21 protein-coding genes and 1 riboswitch are annotated in these 20,351 nt (G+C 37.1%); of the genes, 3 read left to right on the top strand and 18 right to left on the bottom strand.

The features are described from left to right. Positions 1-32 precede the first annotated feature (32 nt). The 8 genes from I2490_RS04855 to I2490_RS04820 form a co-directional block, all read right to left on the bottom strand. Positions 33-1,313 (bottom strand): Na+/H+ antiporter NhaC family protein, encoded by a 1,281-nt coding sequence (locus tag I2490_RS04855; RefSeq protein ID WP_206458649.1) that lies wholly within the window; start codon positions 1,311-1,313, stop codon positions 33-35. Continuing rightward, positions 1,244-1,594: a hypothetical protein gene (locus I2490_RS04850; RefSeq protein WP_206458648.1), complete on the bottom strand. Its 351-nt coding sequence runs from the start codon at positions 1,592-1,594 to the stop codon at positions 1,244-1,246. Before I2490_RS04850 ends, I2490_RS04855 begins: the two co-directional genes overlap by 70 nt. Positions 1,595-1,871: 277 nt before the next feature. Continuing rightward, complete coding sequence (locus tag I2490_RS04845; protein WP_206458647.1) at positions 1,872-3,938, bottom strand: sigma-54 interaction domain-containing protein; 2,067 nt, start codon at positions 3,936-3,938, stop codon at positions 1,872-1,874. A gap of 256 nt (positions 3,939-4,194) precedes the next feature. Continuing rightward, a complete protein-coding gene (locus I2490_RS04840) occupies positions 4,195-5,133 on the bottom strand; it encodes a DMT family transporter (protein WP_206458646.1) in 939 nt (312 codons plus the stop codon). A gap of 140 nt (positions 5,134-5,273) precedes the next feature. Next, entirely contained in the window at positions 5,274-6,899 is a 1,626-nt protein-coding gene (gene groL, locus I2490_RS04835) for a chaperonin GroEL (RefSeq protein WP_206458645.1), read from the bottom strand. Between the two features lie 21 nt (positions 6,900-6,920). Beyond that, positions 6,921-7,205, bottom strand: a complete 285-nt coding sequence (gene groES, locus I2490_RS04830) for a co-chaperone GroES (protein WP_206458644.1) — start codon at positions 7,203-7,205, stop codon at positions 6,921-6,923. 241 nt (positions 7,206-7,446) lie between these two features. Beyond that, positions 7,447-7,680, bottom strand: coding sequence for an acyl carrier protein (acpP, locus tag I2490_RS04825; protein WP_206458643.1), 234 nt, complete (start codon positions 7,678-7,680; stop codon positions 7,447-7,449). 173 nt (positions 7,681-7,853) lie between these two features. Next, entirely contained in the window at positions 7,854-9,836 is a 1,983-nt protein-coding gene (locus I2490_RS04820; protein WP_206458642.1) for an ABC-F family ATP-binding cassette domain-containing protein, read from the bottom strand. A 227-nt stretch (positions 9,837-10,063) separates the two neighbouring features. Between I2490_RS04820 and I2490_RS04815 the strand changes: the two genes are divergently transcribed. After that, positions 10,064-10,696 carry a redox-sensing transcriptional repressor Rex gene (locus I2490_RS04815; RefSeq protein WP_206458641.1) on the top strand — a complete coding sequence of 211 codons (633 nt, stop codon included), beginning with the start codon at positions 10,064-10,066 and terminating at the stop codon, positions 10,694-10,696. A 58-nt stretch (positions 10,697-10,754) separates the two neighbouring features. Here the strand turns inward: I2490_RS04815 and I2490_RS04810 are convergent, their stop codons facing one another. Continuing rightward, positions 10,755-10,925 carry a DUF362 domain-containing protein gene (locus I2490_RS04810; RefSeq protein WP_206458640.1) on the bottom strand — a complete coding sequence of 57 codons (171 nt, stop codon included), beginning with the start codon at positions 10,923-10,925 and terminating at the stop codon, positions 10,755-10,757. Positions 10,926-11,102: 177 nt separating this feature from the next. Here I2490_RS04810 and I2490_RS04805 point away from each other — a divergent pair, with 177 nt between their 5' ends. Together I2490_RS04805 and I2490_RS04800 are read left to right on the top strand one after the other, a co-directional pair. Next, entirely contained in the window at positions 11,103-11,909 is an 807-nt protein-coding gene (locus I2490_RS04805) for an Asp23/Gls24 family envelope stress response protein (RefSeq protein WP_206458639.1), read from the top strand. 127 nt (positions 11,910-12,036) lie between these two features. Then, a complete protein-coding gene (locus I2490_RS04800) occupies positions 12,037-12,741 on the top strand; it encodes a DUF554 domain-containing protein (RefSeq protein ID WP_206458638.1) in 705 nt (234 codons plus the stop codon). 127 nt (positions 12,742-12,868) lie between these two features. Here I2490_RS04800 and tsaD read toward each other — a convergent pair whose 3' ends face one another. From tsaD to sdaAA, 9 genes are all read right to left on the bottom strand, one after another. Beyond that, positions 12,869-13,885 (bottom strand): tRNA (adenosine(37)-N6)-threonylcarbamoyltransferase complex transferase subunit TsaD, encoded by a 1,017-nt coding sequence (tsaD, locus tag I2490_RS04795; RefSeq protein ID WP_206458637.1) that lies wholly within the window; start codon positions 13,883-13,885, stop codon positions 12,869-12,871. A gap of 55 nt (positions 13,886-13,940) precedes the next feature. Then, positions 13,941-14,171, bottom strand: a complete 231-nt coding sequence (locus I2490_RS04790; RefSeq protein WP_206458636.1) for a hypothetical protein — start codon at positions 14,169-14,171, stop codon at positions 13,941-13,943. Positions 14,172-14,285: 114 nt separating this feature from the next. After that, on the bottom strand, positions 14,286-14,756 hold the full coding sequence (gene rimI / locus I2490_RS04785; protein WP_206458635.1) for a ribosomal protein S18-alanine N-acetyltransferase: 471 nt from the start codon (positions 14,754-14,756) through the stop codon (positions 14,286-14,288). Next, positions 14,749-15,513: a tRNA (adenosine(37)-N6)-threonylcarbamoyltransferase complex dimerization subunit type 1 TsaB gene (gene tsaB / locus I2490_RS04780; RefSeq protein WP_206458634.1), complete on the bottom strand. Its 765-nt coding sequence runs from the start codon at positions 15,511-15,513 to the stop codon at positions 14,749-14,751. Before tsaB ends, rimI begins: the two co-directional genes overlap by 8 nt. A gap of 2 nt (positions 15,514-15,515) precedes the next feature. After that, positions 15,516-15,962, bottom strand: a complete 447-nt coding sequence (gene tsaE / locus I2490_RS04775) for a tRNA (adenosine(37)-N6)-threonylcarbamoyltransferase complex ATPase subunit type 1 TsaE (RefSeq protein ID WP_206458633.1) — start codon at positions 15,960-15,962, stop codon at positions 15,516-15,518. Beyond that, positions 15,959-16,936, bottom strand: coding sequence for a DMT family transporter (locus I2490_RS04770; RefSeq protein ID WP_206458632.1), 978 nt, complete (start codon positions 16,934-16,936; stop codon positions 15,959-15,961). The genes tsaE and I2490_RS04770 overlap by 4 nt, the downstream gene beginning before the upstream one ends. A 184-nt stretch (positions 16,937-17,120) precedes the next feature. Beyond that, positions 17,121-17,690 carry an ECF transporter S component gene (locus tag I2490_RS04765; RefSeq protein ID WP_245157090.1) on the bottom strand — a complete coding sequence of 190 codons (570 nt, stop codon included), beginning with the start codon at positions 17,688-17,690 and terminating at the stop codon, positions 17,121-17,123. Positions 17,691-17,805: 115 nt separating this feature from the next. Further along, positions 17,806-17,933, bottom strand: a riboswitch (FMN riboswitch). Positions 17,934-18,014: 81 nt separating this feature from the next. After that, positions 18,015-19,427 carry a dihydrolipoyl dehydrogenase gene (gene lpdA / locus I2490_RS04760; RefSeq protein WP_206458631.1) on the bottom strand — a complete coding sequence of 471 codons (1,413 nt, stop codon included), beginning with the start codon at positions 19,425-19,427 and terminating at the stop codon, positions 18,015-18,017. Positions 19,428-19,466: 39 nt separating this feature from the next. Beyond that, positions 19,467-20,336, bottom strand: a complete 870-nt coding sequence (sdaAA, locus tag I2490_RS04755) for an L-serine ammonia-lyase, iron-sulfur-dependent, subunit alpha (protein ID WP_206458630.1) — start codon at positions 20,334-20,336, stop codon at positions 19,467-19,469. Between the last annotated feature and the right edge of the window lie 15 nt (positions 20,337-20,351).

Here is a 20,351-nt window from a genome sequence, read left to right as displayed (position 1 = left end):
CCAAAGATAGTTCTATTCATCTGCACAAATAATCAAGCTTTCATTTTTACAATGTCTTTTTCGTAGCCATATTTCTTCACATAGATTTTATGTAATACAAAGATAACTGCAATTAATACGACTATCGCTACCAAAGTCATCATAGGGGTTGGATTCCATCCTGCTACCAAGAACATTACAACACAAATTGCAGCAACGGTAGTAGCGTAAGGTATCTGCGTTTCAAAATGATCAATATGGTCACACGCAGATCCAATGGAAGCCAAAATCGTAGTATCCGAAATCGGAGAACAGTGGTCTCCATATAAACTTCCGCTGATGATTGCAGCAGAGATTAACGGCAAGGAAACACCAAAGGTAATTGCCATAGGCAATCCAATCGGCATTAAAATAGCCATAGTACCCCAAGAAGTACCGGTTGCAAGAGACATCACCGCTCCAATCGCAAAGACAATGCAAGGCAGCAATGCCGGATTTAGGAGTCCTTGAGAAATATCCGTTAAATACGCAGCCGTTCCAATGGTTTTGGTTACGCCGGATAAAGACCATGCCAGAACCAACACAACGCACATAAACATCATGTTGCTCATTCCTCCCGTGATAATATCCAAACACTTTTTAAAAGTAAAAATCTTTTCTTTTATACAGATTCCGATTAACACTAGGGTTGCACAAAGGAATCCAGAAGCAATTGCGGTTCGGATATCCGTTCCTGCTACCTTTGTATACCACAATCCTTTCATGGTTAGATAAGAGAACATAACGCCAAGTAAAACAAGTAATGGTACAATCATTGTATAAATCTTAGGAGTCACACCCTCCGGAAGCTCAATTTTCTTTGTTTCACTTCGCATTGGAGTACCACCCGCTCTTAACGTTTCACCAGTTTTCATTGCACGATTTTGAGCCTTCAGCATTGGACCGTAATCCCACTGTGTTATCGCCATAATTCCAGCCATAAATAAAGTTAAAATTGCGTAAAAATTAAGTGGCACACCTTGCATAAAAACATCCCAACTGGTAAATTCGCTAATTCCCGCTACTTCCAGTTCTGTTTCAATTAAACTCATTGCGTATACGCCCCAGCCTATGATTGGGACCATTGCACAAATTGGTGATGTTGTGCAGTCTAAAATATAGGCAAATTTTTCTCTGGAAACCCTTAAACGTTCTGCTAACGCTTCAAAAATCGGTCCAACGATTAATGAATTTCCATTGTCTGTAAACCAAACAAACAAACCACCTAACCAAATACCGGATTCACATTTTGCACGTGTATTAACTTTCTTTGTAACCATATCGGTAAATGCCATGGCACCTCCCGATTGTGTAAGCAATGCCACAAACCCCCTATGATTACCATCATAAAAAGTGCCTGTGTGTTCATCGATTCTTCAAGCGATACAAACATATAATCTTTAATCATTGAAGTAAATCCAATCACCGGATTCCAGCCATTTAAAATGGTTGTACTAACGATGATAGAAACAAACAAAGAAACAATAATGTTCTTTGTCCAAACAGCCAACCCGATCGCAAGAATTGGCGGTATAAGTGCTAACATTCCATAGTCTACTACTTGAGTTGCATCCATAGACAAACCTCCTTTTCGTCTTTTTTGTCAAATTTCTAAGCTAAGTTAATACGACACTCTTTTATTAAAGCAATGTTTATGCCAAAATTATATAATTTTCTTAATTATCTTTTATTTTAATCTCATAATAACTAGCTTGCCTTGAAAACAAAGCATTTGTTTAATATTAAATAAAATGTTAAAAGGGTATGCAAACCTACTTTAATCTTTAATTCTAATTCCATTTTAAGAAAATATAGGGTCAATGGGTTTTTAACACTCCCATTGACCCTATATTTTATACCATCTTTCTTAATTGTTGTAATAAAGATCTCCCCGATTCGGTAATTGTGCTTCCTTTCCGTCCTCGTCCGGAAACAACGAACCCAAAAGCAGATAGCCTTATTAGGGCATTTTTAATTTCTTGCTCTGTAATAAATACATTTCTTTCGACTGCACATTCTAACAATCGGCGTCTTCCAATTCGTTCACGCTGTTGATAACATCGTTCCATTTCCTCTAAAATAAAAAAATATTTATTTAATTCCCTGCCTTCACTCTGCAAAAATTCTTCCATTAAGTGTTGATCTTCTTCCAAAACAATATGAGAGAGTCCTTTGTTTTCGCATTCATCATTAAAAGGCAAATCACATTCTTCAATCACCGCTTTCCCCAAGTTCGCTAAATATTCTGCTGTATTCTTTAACTCTCTGATGTTTCCCTTCCAGGAGTGCGAAAGCATACGAGCCTTAGCACCAGAGGACAACGCAAATTCTACATTCAGTGATTTTTTGAACGAGTCAAATAGCATAAAAATATCTTTTCCTCTGTCTTTAAGACTAGGAATGTGTACCGGTAGTACATTTAAGCGATAATACAAGTCGCTTCGGAATTCTTTACGTTTTACCATATCCAAAAGATTTCGATTTGTAGCTGCAATAATACGGACATCGATATCAATCAGATTCATACCACCGATTCTTAATATCTTTTTTTCTTCAATGGCACGTAGAAGCTTTGCTTGCAAAGATAATGGAAGTTCTCCAATTTCGTCTAAAAATAAGGTTCCTTGATGTGCAAGCTCAAACAAACCAATTTTCCCACCTTTTTTTGCCCCCGAAAAGGCGCCGTCTTCATAACCATATAGCTCACTTTCCAACAGATTGTCAGGCAATGCCGAACAATTTACTGCAACGAAATGATAACCTGCACGGTTAGAGTAATTATGCACGGATTGCGCAAATAGCTCCTTCCCAGTTCCTGTTTCTCCATATAAAATCATGGAAGAATCCGACTTAGCCATACGCATTGCTATTTTTTTGGTTTCCTCTAATACTTTGCTTTCCCCCAAAATATCGTCAAAGGTATAACTGGCAGTGTGTCCGTATCCGGTAATTTTACTTCTGATTTTATGCTGTCTGTTTTCTACCTCTAAAAAACTATCCAGCATAACAACGCTTCCCTTAACTTCATCATGAGAAATAATTTTTGTAATAGAGACAATTAAATTCACGCCATTAACATTAATCAGTTCTCCGTTGCGTTCTTCATTGCAAGAGCGATTATTTGTACTTCTCAATTCCGGAAGTACCTCAGCAATGTTAAAGCCATCAATAATTTCTGTACGGCTTTTTAGCATTTGTTTCGCCATGTCATTGCTTAAATAGATTTTCCCTTTCACATCCGTGACCAAAAAACCTTGTCTTACTAATTTTAAAAGTACATTAATTTGTTCTGTCAAGCTCTCATTTTCACCAAGAAAACGTTCCATTCCTACATTAGAGGATATGATATCTTTTTTAGCATTTTCTGCTTCCTCGGAAGAAAACGGATCTGTGATATTCAAGATGTCCGCAATTTCCCATACACAGCTTAAATCTACAACTCTTTCTCCAATGTTAATTACCGTAGTAATTCCATCAGGCACCAGTTGTTCTTCATCAGGGGTAATGGCAACCTGGATGGATTTATCATATTTGCACCCTGCATAAAAGGGAACTAACTCCAAATCCTGAAATCCTGCACTGTATATCATGGTTATGACTTCCATGCAAGATCGGTAATCTATATTAACCAGCAGTGCTTTGGTTGCCTTAGGTAATTTATAAAGTCGATCAATGTACCTTCGGTTTAATGTCAAATCTGCAAGTATCAGTTTTGCTTCTTCCGTCGTTTTTCTCTTTACTTGCTGAAAAATTGTAAATGCAGACAATACTATATATTTCTCACGAATGCATTCCATCTTCTCAATCTCATGTGTTCCATAATAATGAAATGCTACCTCATTTCGAAAATAAGTCTCTAGATTATCCGCCAGATATTTCGCGTATTTTTTATTATTGGCAATCACCGCAATCTGTTCCATCTATTACCTCTTCTTTTAATCACAATTTAAACTCCATTATTTTATTATAGGCATAATAAAATGAAATTATCTAGTTCTTACTGCCTTGATAAAGTTCCTTCCTTCTTATCATTAAATTCAAAAACCTGACTTTACAAAAGAGCGAAACAGAATACAATTTAATTGTAAAAGAAAAATAAAGGTGCTTTATCTATTTCTTAAAACACCTTTATTATAAAATATCCTATTTAATTAAAAATTGGTATCAACGATACTTTTAAATTGTTTTTTCTGCTACATTAGAATCACAAGGAATTTTTTGAGACAGTTCCTCTTGTTTTCGACTCACCTTCTCATTCCATACACACCATGAAGTAATAGCAACGACTACAATCAGTGCTCCAATTAAAGCATAAAATCCCGGCGCCTCTCCGTTAAATAGAAATACCCATACCGGGTTCAAAAGAGGTTCAATGGCACCGATCAAATTACAAGCCAATGCCGAGCCATTTTTCATTGCAATACCAAACAATACGTATGGGATACCTAGCTGAAAGATTCCTAAAGCTAAAATACTGAGTACTGCCGGAGTAGAAATTTGCGCATGCGTTATAAAAAGTGCAGGAACTCCAATTATTGCTGTAAAAATCTGCCCAAAAAGAATTCCGGTCATTCTCGTTTCTTCATCCACTTCCCCTACGACCAAATAAGCACAAGCCACCATAAGTCCGGCTAAAATTCCAAAACAATTTCCTAAAATACCACCTGGTGTCAATTGATCAAAAAAGAATAGCGAAATACCGATAAGCGTAACCGTTACGGTAATTAAATCGCCTCTTCGACTTTTTTTATGTAAAAAAATTGCGGATAATATTAAAATAAAAACGGGCGATGTAAACTGTAAAACAATTGCGTTCGCAGCTGTTGTCAGCTTATTTGCAATGACAAAACTTAAAAATATGCCACTCATAAATAGACCGCTGAAGAATGCAGATTTTACAAATTGCAGTTTAATTTTTTTCTTTCTTATGTATGCATATACAATCACTGCCGCAATTGCACTGCGCATGCCTGCAATCGCAAGAGGATTCCAAGGAATCATTTTAATAAAAATACCGCCAATGCTCCACATCGTCGCACAGATAACCATATATAGAATTGCTTTTCTACGTTCTGCTTGTGTTGGTGCCATTGCTACTGCTGTTGTTGTATCCATACTTTGCCTCCCATAATAATCACGCATTCTATTATATCCGAACCGCTCCCATTTTTGCTATCTTTTTTTTAAAAAAAATAAGCTTCGATGCAAAGAAAATGCACCGAAGCTTTGTTTTTATTTTTAAATCTGCTTTGATATTACATCATGCCTGGCATTCCACCGCCCATTGGAGGCATTGCAGGCTCATCTTTTTTAACATCAACAATACCAGCTTCTGTCGTTAAAAGCATTGCAGAAACGGAAGCAGCATTCTGTAACGCAGAACGTGTTACCTTTGCCGGATCTACGATACCTTCTGTAATCATGTCCACATACTGCTCTGTAGCTGCATTAAATCCAGTACCAGATTTGCTGTTCTTTACTTCAGCTACGATAACAGATCCTTCCAAGCCAGCATTTTCTGCGATCTGGCGAACCGGTTCTTCTAAAGCTCTCATAATGATAGACGCACCAGTCTTTGCATCACCGGAAAGTGTCTTTACATATTCAGCTACAGCAGGGATTACATTAACAAGTGCTGTACCACCTCCGGAAACAATACCTTCCTCTACAGCAGCTCTTGTTGCATTTAAGGCATCTTCAATTCTAAGTTTCTTTTCTTTTAATTCGGTTTCAGTTGCAGCACCTACCTGAATCACTGCCACCCCACCAGATAATTTAGCAAGTCTTTCTTGTAATTTTTCCTTATCAAAATCAGAAGTTGATTCTTCAATATGATTCTTAATCTGATGAACTCTAGCCTCAATTTCAGCCTGCAGTCCGCCGCCATCTACAATTACGGTAGTATCTTTGTTTACCTTTACTGTATTTGCAGTACCAAGCATATCTAAGGTAGCTTCCTTTAAATCATAACCAACTTCTTCGGAAATAACCTGACCACCGGTAAGAATTGCAATATCCTTCAACATTTCTTTTCTTCTGTCGCCAAATCCAGGTGCCTTTACTGCAACGCAATCAAAGGTTCCTCTTAATTTATTTACAACGATTGTTGCAAGAGCTTCACCTTCCACATCCTCAGCAATGATAATCAGCTTTCTGCCCTGCTGAACGATTTGTTCTAAAATTGGAAGAATTTCTTGAATGTTAGAAATCTTCTTATCAGTAATTAAAATATATGGATTGGAAACAACTGCTTCCATTTTATCAGTATCAGTTACCATATATGCAGACAAATAACCTCTGTCAAATTGCATACCTTCTACTACGTCTAAAGTAGTTCCCATGGATTTGGATTCTTCAACGGTGATAACACCTTCGTTTCCAACCTTTTCCATCGCTTCTGCAATTAAGTTACCGATTTCTTCGTCAGCCGCAGAAACAGAAGCAACCTGCGCAATGGATTCCTTGGATTCTACTTTTTTGGAAATTTTCTTAATTTCTTCTACTGCAACATCAACAGCACCATGAATTCCCTTTTTTAAAATCATAGGGTTTGCACCAGCTGCTACATTTTTAAAGCCCTCACGGATAATGCTCTGTGCAAGCAAGGTTGCAGTTGTTGTACCATCTCCTGCAACATCATTGGTCTTTGTTGCAACTTCCTTTACAAGCTGCGCACCCATGTTTTCAAAGCCATCTTCAAGTTCAATTTCTCTTGCAATGGTAACACCATCATTAGTAATCAACGGAGAACCGAATTTCTTTTCAATTAATACGTTTCTTCCCTTAGGTCCCAATGTAATTTTTACTGTATCCGCAAGCTGATCTACACCAGATTGTAATTTTCTTCTAGCATTTTCGCCATAATTAATATCTTTCGCCATTTTAAATACTCCCCTTCCCTATTATTCTACAACTGCTAAAATGTCACGCTGTGAAACGATTGTATATTCTATACCATCATACTTCACTTCGGTTCCTGCATACTTAGAAAAAATAACATGGTCGCCAACTTTGACTTCCATCTTTACTTCTTTTCCCTCTACAACTCCGCCAGGACCTACTGCTACAACCTCTGCCATCTGTGGCTGTTCTTTAGCCGCACCAGGAAGAACAATACCGCTCTTGGTTTTTTCTTCGGCCTCTAATTTCTTAATTACGACTCTGTCGCCTAAAGGTTTGATGTTCATTTTAACAAACTCTCCTTTCGAATTATGTATTTTAATTCATTGTTTACCCTGTTAGCACTCACCTTTATCGAGTGCTAACACTAATTTAATACACGGATTCCTTGTTGTCAATAGTATTACTCAATATTTTTTAAAAAAAGGAGCTATTTTTTCTTTTAAAAAAACAGCTCCTTAATTTTATTTTTGTTTTTTCTTCTAAATGTCTTTTTATACAAATAATAATGCCCTATGCAATGACAAATTATTCGTTCGTTTTATCTTCCACATATCTTACGATATCGCCGACACTTTCAAACTTTTCAGCCATCTCATCAGGAATTTCGATTTCAAATTCATCTTCAATTCCCATAATGATTTCTACTGCATCAAGAGAATCTGCCTCTAAGTCTTTCATAAGATGAGTGGTCATCGTCACATCATCTTCATCCACTCCAAGCTGCTCTACTATGATTTCCTTAATTTTTTCAAATACCATATAATGTACCTCCAAATAGCATACGCTTCTATTGTTTTTTTGAATCTTGGTATCCTAACCTTAGGATTCTGTTACATATGTCAAAATCCATTATAAGCATACACCCTTTAGTCTGCAACTATTATTTAAAAATAATCACAAAAATAAGATACCAATTTTCTACTTTCTATTCTCTATTCACCTTTCTCTTCATTTAGAAGCATCCATTCTTCATAATTTTTTTCTAATTGTAATTTTGTTTCTTCACAACGTTCGTTATACTGTTTACTCTTCTCAAAATCCGAAAAAATTTCTTCTTTGCACATTGCTACTTCTAGTTTAGAAATTTCTTCTTCTAACGACGCAATTGTGGATTCTAATTCTCCTAAACGTTTTTCTCTGCGTCTCTTTGCTGTCTCTTTTTCTTTTGCAAGGCGTCGTTGTTCCTGTCTTATTTCCTTATCACTTTTTGACGAAATATCCTGTGCGTTATTCTGTGTAGAAACCGCCTGCTTTCCTAATTCATCTAAGTAACTTTTTCCTGAAACAATTGACTGCTTTTTTTCCAGGTAGTAATCGTATCCACCTGCATACGCTGTTATTCCAGTCTCAGATAACTCATAGATATTTGTAGGTACTTTATTTAAGAAATAACGATCATGCGATACCAAAAGTAAAGTGCCAGGAAAATCCAACAGCGCTTCTTCAAATACTTCCTTCGATGCAATGTCTAAATGGTTGGTTGGTTCGTCCATAACTAATACATTTGCACCAGAAAACATTAATTTAAGCAATGCGAGCCTTGCTTTCTCTCCGCCGCTTAACATGCCTACCTGCTTAAATACCGTCTCCCCACGAAATAAAAAGCGTCCTAGCAGGGATCTTAATTCCGTCTCAGTGTACAAGTGATACTCATTATGCAGCTCTCCCAGCACCGTATTGGCACCATTGAGCATTTTTTGTTCTTGATCATAATAACCAAATACAACATTATGACCTACTTTTATTTGACCTGTATCCGGTTGCAGCTCTCCCATAATTATTTTAAGCAAAGATGTCTTTCCAATTCCGTTAGGTCCAACCAAACAAACTCGGCTGCCTTTTTTAATGTCTAGCTCGACACCAGAAAAAAGCTGCCTCTGCTCTGGTCCAAATCCAAAGGATTTTGATAAATCTCTTGCAAAAATGACATCGTTTCCACTAGAGAATTTTTCTTTAAACTGAATGCGCATTTTTCCAAGTCTTGCTTCCGGTTTCTCCAATCGCTCTATTTTATCCAAACGTTTCTCTCGCGATTGTGCACGCTTAGCAAGCTTTTCTGTGCCATGCTGTTTAAACCTTCTTATCATTTCTTCTTGCCTTGCAATTTCTTTTTGCTGGCTTTCATATTGTCTCAAATCATCTTCTTCCCGAAAACGTTTTTTTTGCACATATTGTGTATAAGTTCCATCATAAGAGACCAGTTTATGATGTTCAATTTCAAAAATTCGATTGACAGTCTGGTCTAAAAAGTAACGGTCATGGGAAATTAATATAATGGTACCTGAATAGGCTTTTAAATACTGCTCTAACCATTTTAACGTACCAATATCCAAGTGATTTGTTGGCTCGTCCAAAAGAAGAATATCGGGTTTCTTTAAAAGCAGCGCAGCCAATGCTAATCTTGTTCTTTCTCCACCGCTTAGTAATGAAATTTCTTTTTCAAAAAACTCTTCTGAGAAAGCCATACTGTTTAATATGCCTTTTATTTCGCTTTTATACCCATATCCATTTTTATCTTTAAATACTTCAGCCATTTCATCATATCTGTGTAAAAGTCGATGTACATCTTCTCCTTTAGCCGAACGATCTGCAATTTCTTGGGATAGCTTTGCAAGCTCTTTTTCCATTGTAATGACTTCATCAAAGATAAAAAGCATTTCTTCATAAACTGTTTTCTCTGATTCAAACTGATCTTTTTGTTTTAAATATCCAAACGTCGTATCTTCCGATACAAAGAAATCACCTTCATCGTGATGCAATTCTTTTGCCAATATGTTAAGCAAGGTCGTTTTTCCCGCGCCATTTGCACCTACGATTCCAATTCGGTCTCCTTTATTAACATGAAAAGAAAGCCCTGTCAAAACAGGTTCCACACCATATAGCTTTGTTAAATTGTTTGCTGATAATACAATCATTGTTCAACCTCATTTTTAAACGTTTTTTGGCATAGATTCTTTCAGCCAAGACTATATTTTATCATTTTTTTTATTGTATCGCCAGTACTTAAATGCTATAATGAACTTGAAATTGTGTTTATTTTTATAAAAACAATACAAACTATAATGGCACACATCGTTGCATTGTGCTTTTTTTATAAAGAATTTACAATGCAAATCAATGTTTGCTGAAATGGAGAAAGAGAATGAAAGACAATGGAAAAATTTCAAAGGCTGTAATTAAACGCCTTCCAAGATACCGAAGATACCTTGAAGAATTAATGAAAAAGGACATTGACCGGATTTCTTCTAATGATTTGAGTAAATTAATTGGTTACACCGCCTCACAAATTCGACAAGATTTAAATAATTTCGGCGGATTTGGTCAGCAAGGCTATGGGTATAACATTAAAGGACTTTACACACAAATCGGAAACATATTAGGCTTGGACCAAGAATATAAAATGATTATTGTGGGATGTGGTAATTTAGGGCAGGCGCTTGCTAATTACACCCACTATTATAAAGCCGGTTTCATCGTTTGCGGGATGTTTGACATCAACCCAAGATTAATCGGTCTCCGAATTAATGACATTGAAGTCATGGATTCCAATACGTTAGAAGCTTATTTAGAAGAAAATCAAATTGATATCGGTATCATATGCACAAACAAAGACAGTGCACAGGAAATTGCAAACAAATTGGTTTTAGGTAGAGTTAAGGGAATATGGAACTTTGCACCAATGGATTTAGATGTCGGGGATAACATTGCGTTAGAAAATGTACATTTAAGTGACAGTTTACATTCTCTCGCTTACCACATCAATCATATGGAGTAAAAAAATAACCGTTTCGCTTGAAACGGTTATTTACGTATTTTTGTTTTAATCCTTTAGATTATTCCTGTGCTGGAGCATCTACAGGGCATGCGTTTGCACAAGCACCACATTCGATGCAAGTTTCAGCATTAATCACATATTTGCCATCACCTTCAGAAATTGCATCTACAGGACATTCTGCTACACAAGCTCCACAGCTGATACAAGCTTCACCAATTACATATGCCATAATTTAATTCCTCCTTTATTGTAATTTAAACAAGTACCGTTATTATAGCAGATTGCCTTCGATTTAACAATAATATTTTGTCAGAAAGCATAAATTCCTGTTAAGATTATTTTTACAGAAAGAGCCAATGCTTCATATTGAAGTTTGTGCGTATAGAACGAAGAAAGTACGGTGATTATGAAAATTTATGGTTTAGTGGGAAAAAGTGGAACTGGAAAGAGCTTTCAAGCAATGACACTTTGTCGCCAGCGAAACATCGAAGCAGTCATTGATGATGGTCTATTTATTTATGGAACTGGAATTCAAGCAGGAATTTCTGCAAAGAGACAATCGACAAAGATTGGTGCCGTAAAGACTGCACTTTTTACAAAGGAAACACACCGTTTAGAAGTTTCTCAAAAAATTAAAGAAATTCAGCCTTCCAGTATTTTGATATTAGGCACATCAAAAGATATGATTTTACGTATCATTGATCGTCTGGAGCTTCCTCCACTTTTGGAAATAATTCCAATTGAAACCATTACGTCGAAATCACAGAGGGAAACCGCTAGAAAACAACGACAGGAGCTTGGGAAACATGTAATACCTGCACCTACTTTTCAAGTAAAAAGGCAGTTTTCCGGGTATTTTTTGGATCCGATGCGAATCTTTCGAGGAAAAAACATGGAACGATCCTCTTTTAATGAAAAAACTGTGGTACGACCTACTTACAGCTATTTGGGTGATTATTCGATTTCAGATAAAGTGATTTCAGAAATTGTTGGTTATATCAGCACTTTAATTCCAGGAATTTTTTCTATCAATCGCACAACCATTGATAACACGCCAGATGGCTTAAGCATTCGTGTTCTTATTTATGCAAAATACGGAACGAATATGCTCCAAACAGCGAAGCAGTTTCAAAAAAAGATTGCCCTAGAGATCGAAAAAATGACTGCTTTTAATATAACAAGTGTAGATATTGAAATTCGTGGATTAAGATAAAACGAATTTACTAATATTATAAAAAAATAAAAAGAATAGAAAAGAATTAGTGAAAAATAGAAAGAGATAAAGTGTATAATCTAAAAGAATTATAAATACCTCAATTTGAAGAAAAGGATGACAAAACATGTTACAACAATTAATAGGACCCATCGTCAACGGAATTGCAATTATCATTTGTGCTTTGCTTGGCCGTTTTGTTTTAAACGGTCTGCCAAAACGCTTCGAAGATATTACCAACAAAGCTCTTGGTTTAAGTGTATTATACATAGGAATCAGCGGTTCTTTACAAAATCAAAGAGTTATGCTTCTAATTTTATCTTTAGTTATCGGTAGTGCCATTGGCGAATTGCTTGACATTGATAAACAGATGAATCGTTTCGGTAAATGGGCAGAATTAGTAATGGGCTTCGGTGAAGGGAACTTTTCAAAGGGATTTGTTACTGCCAGCGTCATTTTCTGTACAGGCTCTATGGCAGTTATCGGAGGTATGAACAGCGGTCTGCAAGGCAATCATGAAATGCTGTTTGCAAAGTCTATTTTAGACGGCGTCTTTTCAATTATGTTCGGTTCCTCCCTTGGAATCGGCGTTGCCTTTTCTGCAATTCCAGTTTTTCTATACGAAGGCGCCATTGCTTTATGTTCCAGTATGGTAAAAGACCTCATGACGCCTGAAATTGTCACAGAAATGTCTGCAGTAGGCAGCTTAATCATTGCCGCCATCGGTCTTAATTTTATCTTGGACAAGCAACAAATTAAAGTTGCAAATATGATCCCAGCAATATTTTTACCATGGCTGTTTATCGCAATTGAAACTGCTTTAAATTTATAAAAATTAGAAATAAAGAATAATAAGAAAAAAAAGAGGAACGTAACTGTTTGAGTAACGACTTCGAAATTAGAAATGTGCTTATCGGAGTTCACGAAAACAGATACGTTCCTCTACTGTTTTATTTTATTTACAATGGTAAATTTGGATATGCATCTAAGGTTAAATCATCCAGCAGTCCTTCTTGATATTTATAATAAGCTGCACAAGCAATCATAGCTGCATTGTCGGTGCAAAGAATCGGTGAAGGAGCATACAAATCAATTCCCTCTCGCTTACATTCATAAGAAAGCATTTCTCTCAGTCTGCTGTTTGCTGCAACCCCACCAGCCAATACAATTTTCTTCTTATCATGCGTCTTAGCTGCTAAAATAGCTTTGTTTACAATCACTTCCATCACTGCCTGCTGAAAACTAGCCGCAACATCCGCAGGATTGATTTCTCTGCCTCTTTGCTTTTCTGCATTCAAATAATTTAGTACTCCGGTTTTTATTCCACTAAAGCTAAAATCCAAGCTGCCTTTTCCTAAATAAACTCGTTTGAATTCAACTGCTTGTGGATTACCCTCTTTGGCAATTTTATCAATCTTGGGACCGCCCGGATAACCTAATCCTAAGACGCGAGCCACCTTATCAAAGGCTTCTCCTGCCGCGTCATCTCTTGTTCTTCCTAAAACCTCATATTCATTATAGCCTCTCACATCTACGATATGAGTATGACCACCTGAAACTACAAGCGCTAAAAATGGAGGTTCTAAATCGGCATGTTCAATGTAATTTGCACTGATGTGTCCTTGAATGTGATGTACTCCAACTAAAGGTTTTTTCATTGCAAATGCGATACCTTTTGCAGTTGCTAATCCAATCAGCAATGCTCCTACAAGCCCAGGTCCGTAAGTAACACCTATGACATCTACATCTTTAAGCGTAACCTGTGCTTCTTCCAAAGCTTGTTTTAAAACACCGTTAATATTGTCTAGATGATGCCTTGAAGCAATTTCTGGTACAACACCGCCAAATACTTGATGCACTTTTATTTGAGAGGAAATTACATTTGATAGTACAGTTCTTCCTTCTTGTAAAATTGCTACAGAAGTTTCATCACAGCTACTTTCAATTCCCATCGTTATCCATTTGCCGTCTTTCATTTCTTATCTCCCTTTCTTAGCAGGTCAAAGAAATTTCCTCTCGCCTTGTTAAACTTTAGCGACCACTAATAAATTGACCCTGCATTTTTAAAAGGCACTGATTGTCCGCGGTCATATGTCTGCAATTTTCACACGATTGATAATCACTCATATTGAATACTGTCACATCCCCGCGTCGTGTAAATCGACTGCAATAGGATGAATTCGCATAAAAATCCTGATCATTTGGATAATAATCATAATCATCTGCATAGTAATCATCACCGGAAGTGGTATTCCATCTCATTTTTTCCTCCTCTGCCGAGAAGTATGACCTCGGCTACACGTATTTTTAAAAGTTTGTTGGCTTAAAAATAGTATAGCTTGCTGCCTTTTTTTCTATTCTCTTTTTTAAAGTTTATTATTGCGCCTTCAACAGTATATCTTCTGCACGTCTCCATAAAATCAATGCATCTTCTCCGTTGTTCTCATAATATGCTTTACGTCTTCCTGCTTCCTTAAACCCAAACTGCCCATAAAGAGTTAATGCAGCTTGATTCGACGGACGAACTTCCAACGTATGGCTAAAAATACCATTTTTCTCACAATGATCAAAAAGAAGTGAAAGCATTGCGTGTCCAATTCCTTTTTTTCGATAACCAGGATGCACAGCTACATGTGTAATATGTCCTTCATCTAAGATCATCCAAGAACCTACGTATCCGACCACTTTTTTCTCTATCTCTGCTACTATATAAAATGCCAATTCATTTTTTACGATTTCATCATAAAACGATTCTTCACTCCACGGCATTGCAAAACACATTTGATCCAATTCTGCCATTTCCTTGATGTCACGTTCCTCAGCCTTTCGAATCAAAAGTTCATTCATGCACTGTCCTCCTTTTTGCCTCTGCCTCTTCTAATTTTCTTTGTGCCTCAGCCTGACGTAAATAAACAGGCTTTATCTGAAATAAATTTTGTGCATTTCCCTTTTCCCAAAGTTCATACCCTAATGCTGCAACCGAAGATGCTTTTTGAAAACATAATTCTTCGGGTGCAAACGAAACCGTTAAACCGAAGTCAATGCCATTTTGATGGTTTGTCCATTCTTCAATTTTATTTTTATAAGGCAGGATGCCATCTCCAAAAAAAAGCAGTTCCATACTTGACGTTTCTTTCATTACTAATTTAATTTGTTCTAAGAAATCATCCAATACATACGCACCGTCAGCAACCAGCTGCATACAAGTTTCACTGTTCTTCCAAACATATGCACCTGCATATACCTGACTTCTTCTTGCATCAAAAATAGGACATAAAATTCTTTTTTCTTCCGGAACACTATATGCAAAGGTTTTTAAAGTTGGAACGCATACAATATCTAAATTTAAAGCCTGTGCAAGTGCCTTTGCTGTCGATATGCCAATTCGAATCCCTGTAAAAGAACCCGGTCCTTCTGATACAGCAATCCCATCAATATCTTCTATTTTTAATTTGCACTTTCTAAGTAAACGTTCAATCATAGGCATCAAAAGACGTAAATGATTTAACGTTTCATCGCAATGTTCTTCCCAAATTTGTTTGTTTTCATCTATTATAGCAACAGATGCTTTTGCACCTGTTGTTTCAATGGCTAATAAGTTCATATCTATTCCTCTTTTATATTACAATTTTCAACATGATAAATTCGTTCGTTTTCCGATTCTCCATACTCAATCCGAATCGTTACACTTTCTTCAGGCATCAGTTCCCAAATCAAGTCTGCCCATTCCACTATGCAAATACCTTCTCCATAAAAATATTCTTCATACCCAAGTTCATACATCTCTTCGATCTCTCCAATACGATAAACATCAAAGTGATAAAGAGGTAATCTTCCATCATGATACTCATGAACTATGCTAAAGGTCGGACTTGTAATCATCTCTTTTACACCAAGTCCCTCTGCAATCGCTTTTGTTAAAGTCGTTTTGCCGGTTCCTAAATCACCAATTAAAGCAACAATGCTTCCTGACTTTAATTGTTTGGCAAGGGCTAGTCCAAACTTTTTCGTATCTTCTTCACTTTTCATAACCCATTTTATTGCCTGCTTCATAAAGTCATTTCCTCCCTATCGGAATATTGTTCCGATTCTTGAGTGTTTTGCTCTGCATTCTCCTCTGGCAATGGTTCCTTTGGAACTTGGTTTGCCATAAAAACTCCTACTAAAACAAGAACAGTCGCAAATGCTTGTAGCAAAGAAAACGGCTCTTTTAAAAAGACCACGCCTGCAATAACGGTGATTACCGTAGTCAATGCAACAAAGGAAGTCATCCGATTCGCTCCAATGGTCTCAATCGCAGCATTTGTCAAAATAAAAGCAAGCACAGAACAGCCTACACTCAAATAAAGAATCGCTTGTAAAAATTGTATGTTATGAATCGGCAGTGTCAAAAAAGCAACAATCGATCCATTCATTGCCTGCTCAATAAAAGCAAAGCTAATAAAGGCTACTGCACCGAAAAATGACATAATATAAGTCTTTTCTACGCTGGAAAATTCTTCTGCTCTTGTGGAATAAACGGTAAACATAGCAGCAGACAAAACCGCAGCAAACAAAATCAAATACCCAATCAGATTAAAAGAAGCCGATGCCCCCTTTATCATAACAATCCATACAATGCCTACAAAAGAAATCAAGATTCCAGTTACTTGCACCTTTGAAGGAGATTTTTTTAAAAACAACGTAGACGTCAACAAGGTTGCAATCGGTACACAAGCAATAATCGTCCCGCTTTCCGATGCTGTAGTCATACTAATACCAAACGTTTCGGCTGTAAAATAAATAACAGGTTGAAAGACGGCCATTAAAAATAGCGGTTTAAAATTCTTTCCTTTAAAATTTACTTTAAAAATTCCTACTGCAATGCATAAGCTCATTGATAAAAATGCAAGAAAAAAGCGCCATCCTAAAAGGGAGAATGCCGACACAGTAGCTGTTACTTGCTTTGTAAATAAAAAACTAAATGCAAACAATGTAGATGCCGCAATGGCAGCAACCATACCTTTTACCGACTTGTTCATTTTCATACTTTCCCTTTCTCATTCTCTTAAATATATTCAATTTATCATATCACTTTTATACACTTTTTGTCGATGAAAATCCGCAAAAATACATTTCCATTTCATGAAAAAACTGCCGACAAAAACCCTGTTATTTCTTGTTCGGCAGTCATTTTTTCGTTTTTTGGTGAACCTGTTTTAAAAAGAAAGCTTATTTATGCAAAAATCTTGCGATGGACTTGTACGTAATAAACGTAACAATAGCATTAATCCCTGATTTTAAGAGGTTAAAAGGTAAAAGAATCGGCATAATCATACCTATTACCGCTTCTCGTGGAACACCCATATAAATTGGTGTAATGAGAAGATTCCATAACAGCATGGTGATTGTCATTACTATCACACCACTTAGCAGTGCGATAACTGCACCTTTTTTTGTTTTGTTTTTCTGATACAGAAAACCTGAAATCAGTACAAAGCTGCCGGTTGCAAATACATGCATGATAAATCCGATCAATCCGTCTCCGCCTAGAGGAAATGCCTGAATAAAGCTGGCAATGATCGTAATCATTAATCCTGCCAATGGCCCAAAGGCAAATGTTCCTATAAAAATAGGTACGTCCGCGGGATCATACACTAGAAAAGGTGCCGGCGGGAAAGGAATACGTACAATCATAACCAATACCAATGAAATTGCACCTAACATAGCCATTTTTACCAGTTTTGCCGTTCGTTCCGATCGGCTTACTACCTTATTTTTCATCTGTTGTGAATCGTTCATAATGATTCCTCCTTCTGCTCTCATTATCACTGCTGCAATGTAGGAATCTGTCAGGTAATTAAAAATAGGCCTTGAAATATATTCAAGGCCAAACGCACACATCCATTAAAAATGAGTCGTGTTTCTTTCATCCGGACTATACCGTCGGTATCGGAATCTAACCGATTCTGCCTTTTGGCTCGCGGACTCGTAGCATTGCTCATTACCGCCGGTGAGGAATCACACCTCGCCCTGAAACAGATATCTTAATAACAACTTATTATAGTTCAATTTGTCTTTCTTTGTCAAGAATAAAAATATTTTGATTGATTTTGCTAATAAAAGCTATCGAATTGCAAGTCCTATGCCTTCACAAAAAGTAGGATGCGGACGAATAACAGAAGCAAGCTGTTCTACCGTTAATTGATTTGCAACTGCCGTTGCTAATTCTGAGATAAGATCCGTTGCTCTTTCACACATCATCTGAGCTCCAATTATAACACCTGTCTCCTCTAGATACACAACCTTAATGAATCCCATTTGTTGATTTTCAATGAGAGATTTCCCATTTGCCATCATAGAATACTTTCCGGTTTTTGCAGCCATTCCTTGCGCTTTGGCTTCCTCTGCTGTGATGCCTACCGTAGCAATCTCCGGATTGCTATAGATGCAGGAAGGTACAACCTTTAACTGTATACTACGTTTTACATTGGCTATATGCTCTACCGCAGAAATTCCTTCTGCCGTTGCCATATGCGCAAGCTGAATTCCCCCAATTACGTCACCTACAGCATAAATACCCTGTACTGTAGTTTCATAGTTTTCGTCTACAATAATTTTTCCGCTTTCTAATTGTAAAGATATCCCCTCCGACTGTCTCCATTCCTCTGAAAATAAACTGTCTATATTTGGCTTTCGGCCTACAGAAACAAGAACGCCATCCGCCTCAATTGAAAGACCGTTGGAAGCACGAATAAGCAGTGTGTCCTTTTTATCCTTTTCCATCTGCATTATTTCTTCCACTTGAACACCAGTTTCAATACGAACACCTCTTTTTTTCAGAATCATGGATAATTTTTGAGAAATTTCACGATCCAATAAAGGTAAAATCCGTTTTTCTGCTTCCAATATAACTACTTCACAATCTAATCCATTAAACATTGTGGCAAATTCAACTCCCATAACACCACCGCCAATGATAAGTATCCTTTTAAATAAATCATTCTTTTCAAGAATCTGTTCGCTTGTAAACACATTCGGCAATTCAATTCCGGGAATTGGAAGTTTCACAGGTTTTGCCCCTGTTGCAATTAATATATTTTCAGCATACAGAATCTTCTTTTCTGATTTTAAACTATCTTCCTGTTCATTTATGTTTAGTTGAATTTCTATCTCATGGTTTCCGGTAATGGTTGCACACCCATTCCAATAATCTATTTTATTTAACTTAAATAAGGATAAAATTCCGCCGCGCAGCGTTTTTATTACCTCATCTTTTCGTTGTTGCATTTTATTTATGTCATACGATAAGTGATCTATATGCAACCCCATCAAATCAAATTCCTTAGCATGACGATACCAGTTTGCTGTATGAAGCAGTGTTTTGGTCGGAATACAGCCATGATTCAAACAAGTTCCACCTATATGCTCTTTTTCTACAACCGCAGCTTTCATTCCAAGCTCAGAAGCCCTGAGTGCTGCTTCATAGCCTCCCGGTCCTCCACCAATCACAACGATATCATATTTCTTCTCTTCCAAAAGTTTGTCCCCCTCTTTTTTTCTATTATTATTCTAATATTATTTTAAAATTTCTTCAAATAATTCTTTCCCTCGCTTCGTTGCAGCCAATCCTCCTAATGCCGTTTCCTTTAATTGATAAGGAAGTAATTTCCCTACTCGATACATTGCTTCAACCACTTGATCCGGAGGTATGATGCTCTCCATTCCCCCCAGTGCCAAATCAGCACTAATCAATGCATTGACTGCTTGTGACGCATTTCTCTGCGCACAAGGTACCTGTACTAAGCCTGCGATTGGATCACAAACAAGTCCCATTACATTCATTAAAGCAATTGAGCAGGCATGCAAGGCCTGTCGCGGACTTCCACCGTTCATTTCTACCGCTGCGCTTGCTGCCATTGCGGCTGCAACGCCGCACTCCGCTTGGCAACCGCCTTCCGCTCCGGAAACCGTAGCATTTTTCGTAATGATTGCTCCAATTCCAGATGCTGTCATTAGTCCCTGTAAGACAGATTTATGCTCCAGCTCTTTATTTTCCGCCAAACAAAGCAATACTGCCGGAACGATACCGCAAGCACCTGCCGTTGGTAATGCACAGATTTTTCCCATCGAAGCATTAACTTCACTGCAAGAAAGCGCATATGCCATTACCCGATTTAATAAGGATCCACAAATAGTATTCTCTTTTTCAGAGTAGAATTGCTGTGCAAAAGCCACACCGGAAATTAAATTCCCAGCAGTGGTAAGAGGCTCTTTTCTCGCCCTTTTTGTTGATTCTTCCATAACCTCATAACGTGTTTCTACCTTCTGCCATATTTCCTCTTCTGTACAGTCGCTTAGTTTTTTTTCATTTTCTAAGATTATCTCCCAAAGCGGTGCTCTTTTTTCTTCACATAGCTTTAAAAGTTCTTCCATATTGTGATACATAAATCCTCCCGTCAC

Source organism: Anaerovorax sp. IOR16, from assembly GCF_017168145.1.
Lineage (GTDB): Bacteria > Bacillota > Clostridia > Peptostreptococcales > Anaerovoracaceae > IOR16.
The sequence above is the reverse complement of the archived record's forward strand: the minus strand, read 5'-3'. Positions and strand labels throughout refer to the sequence as shown.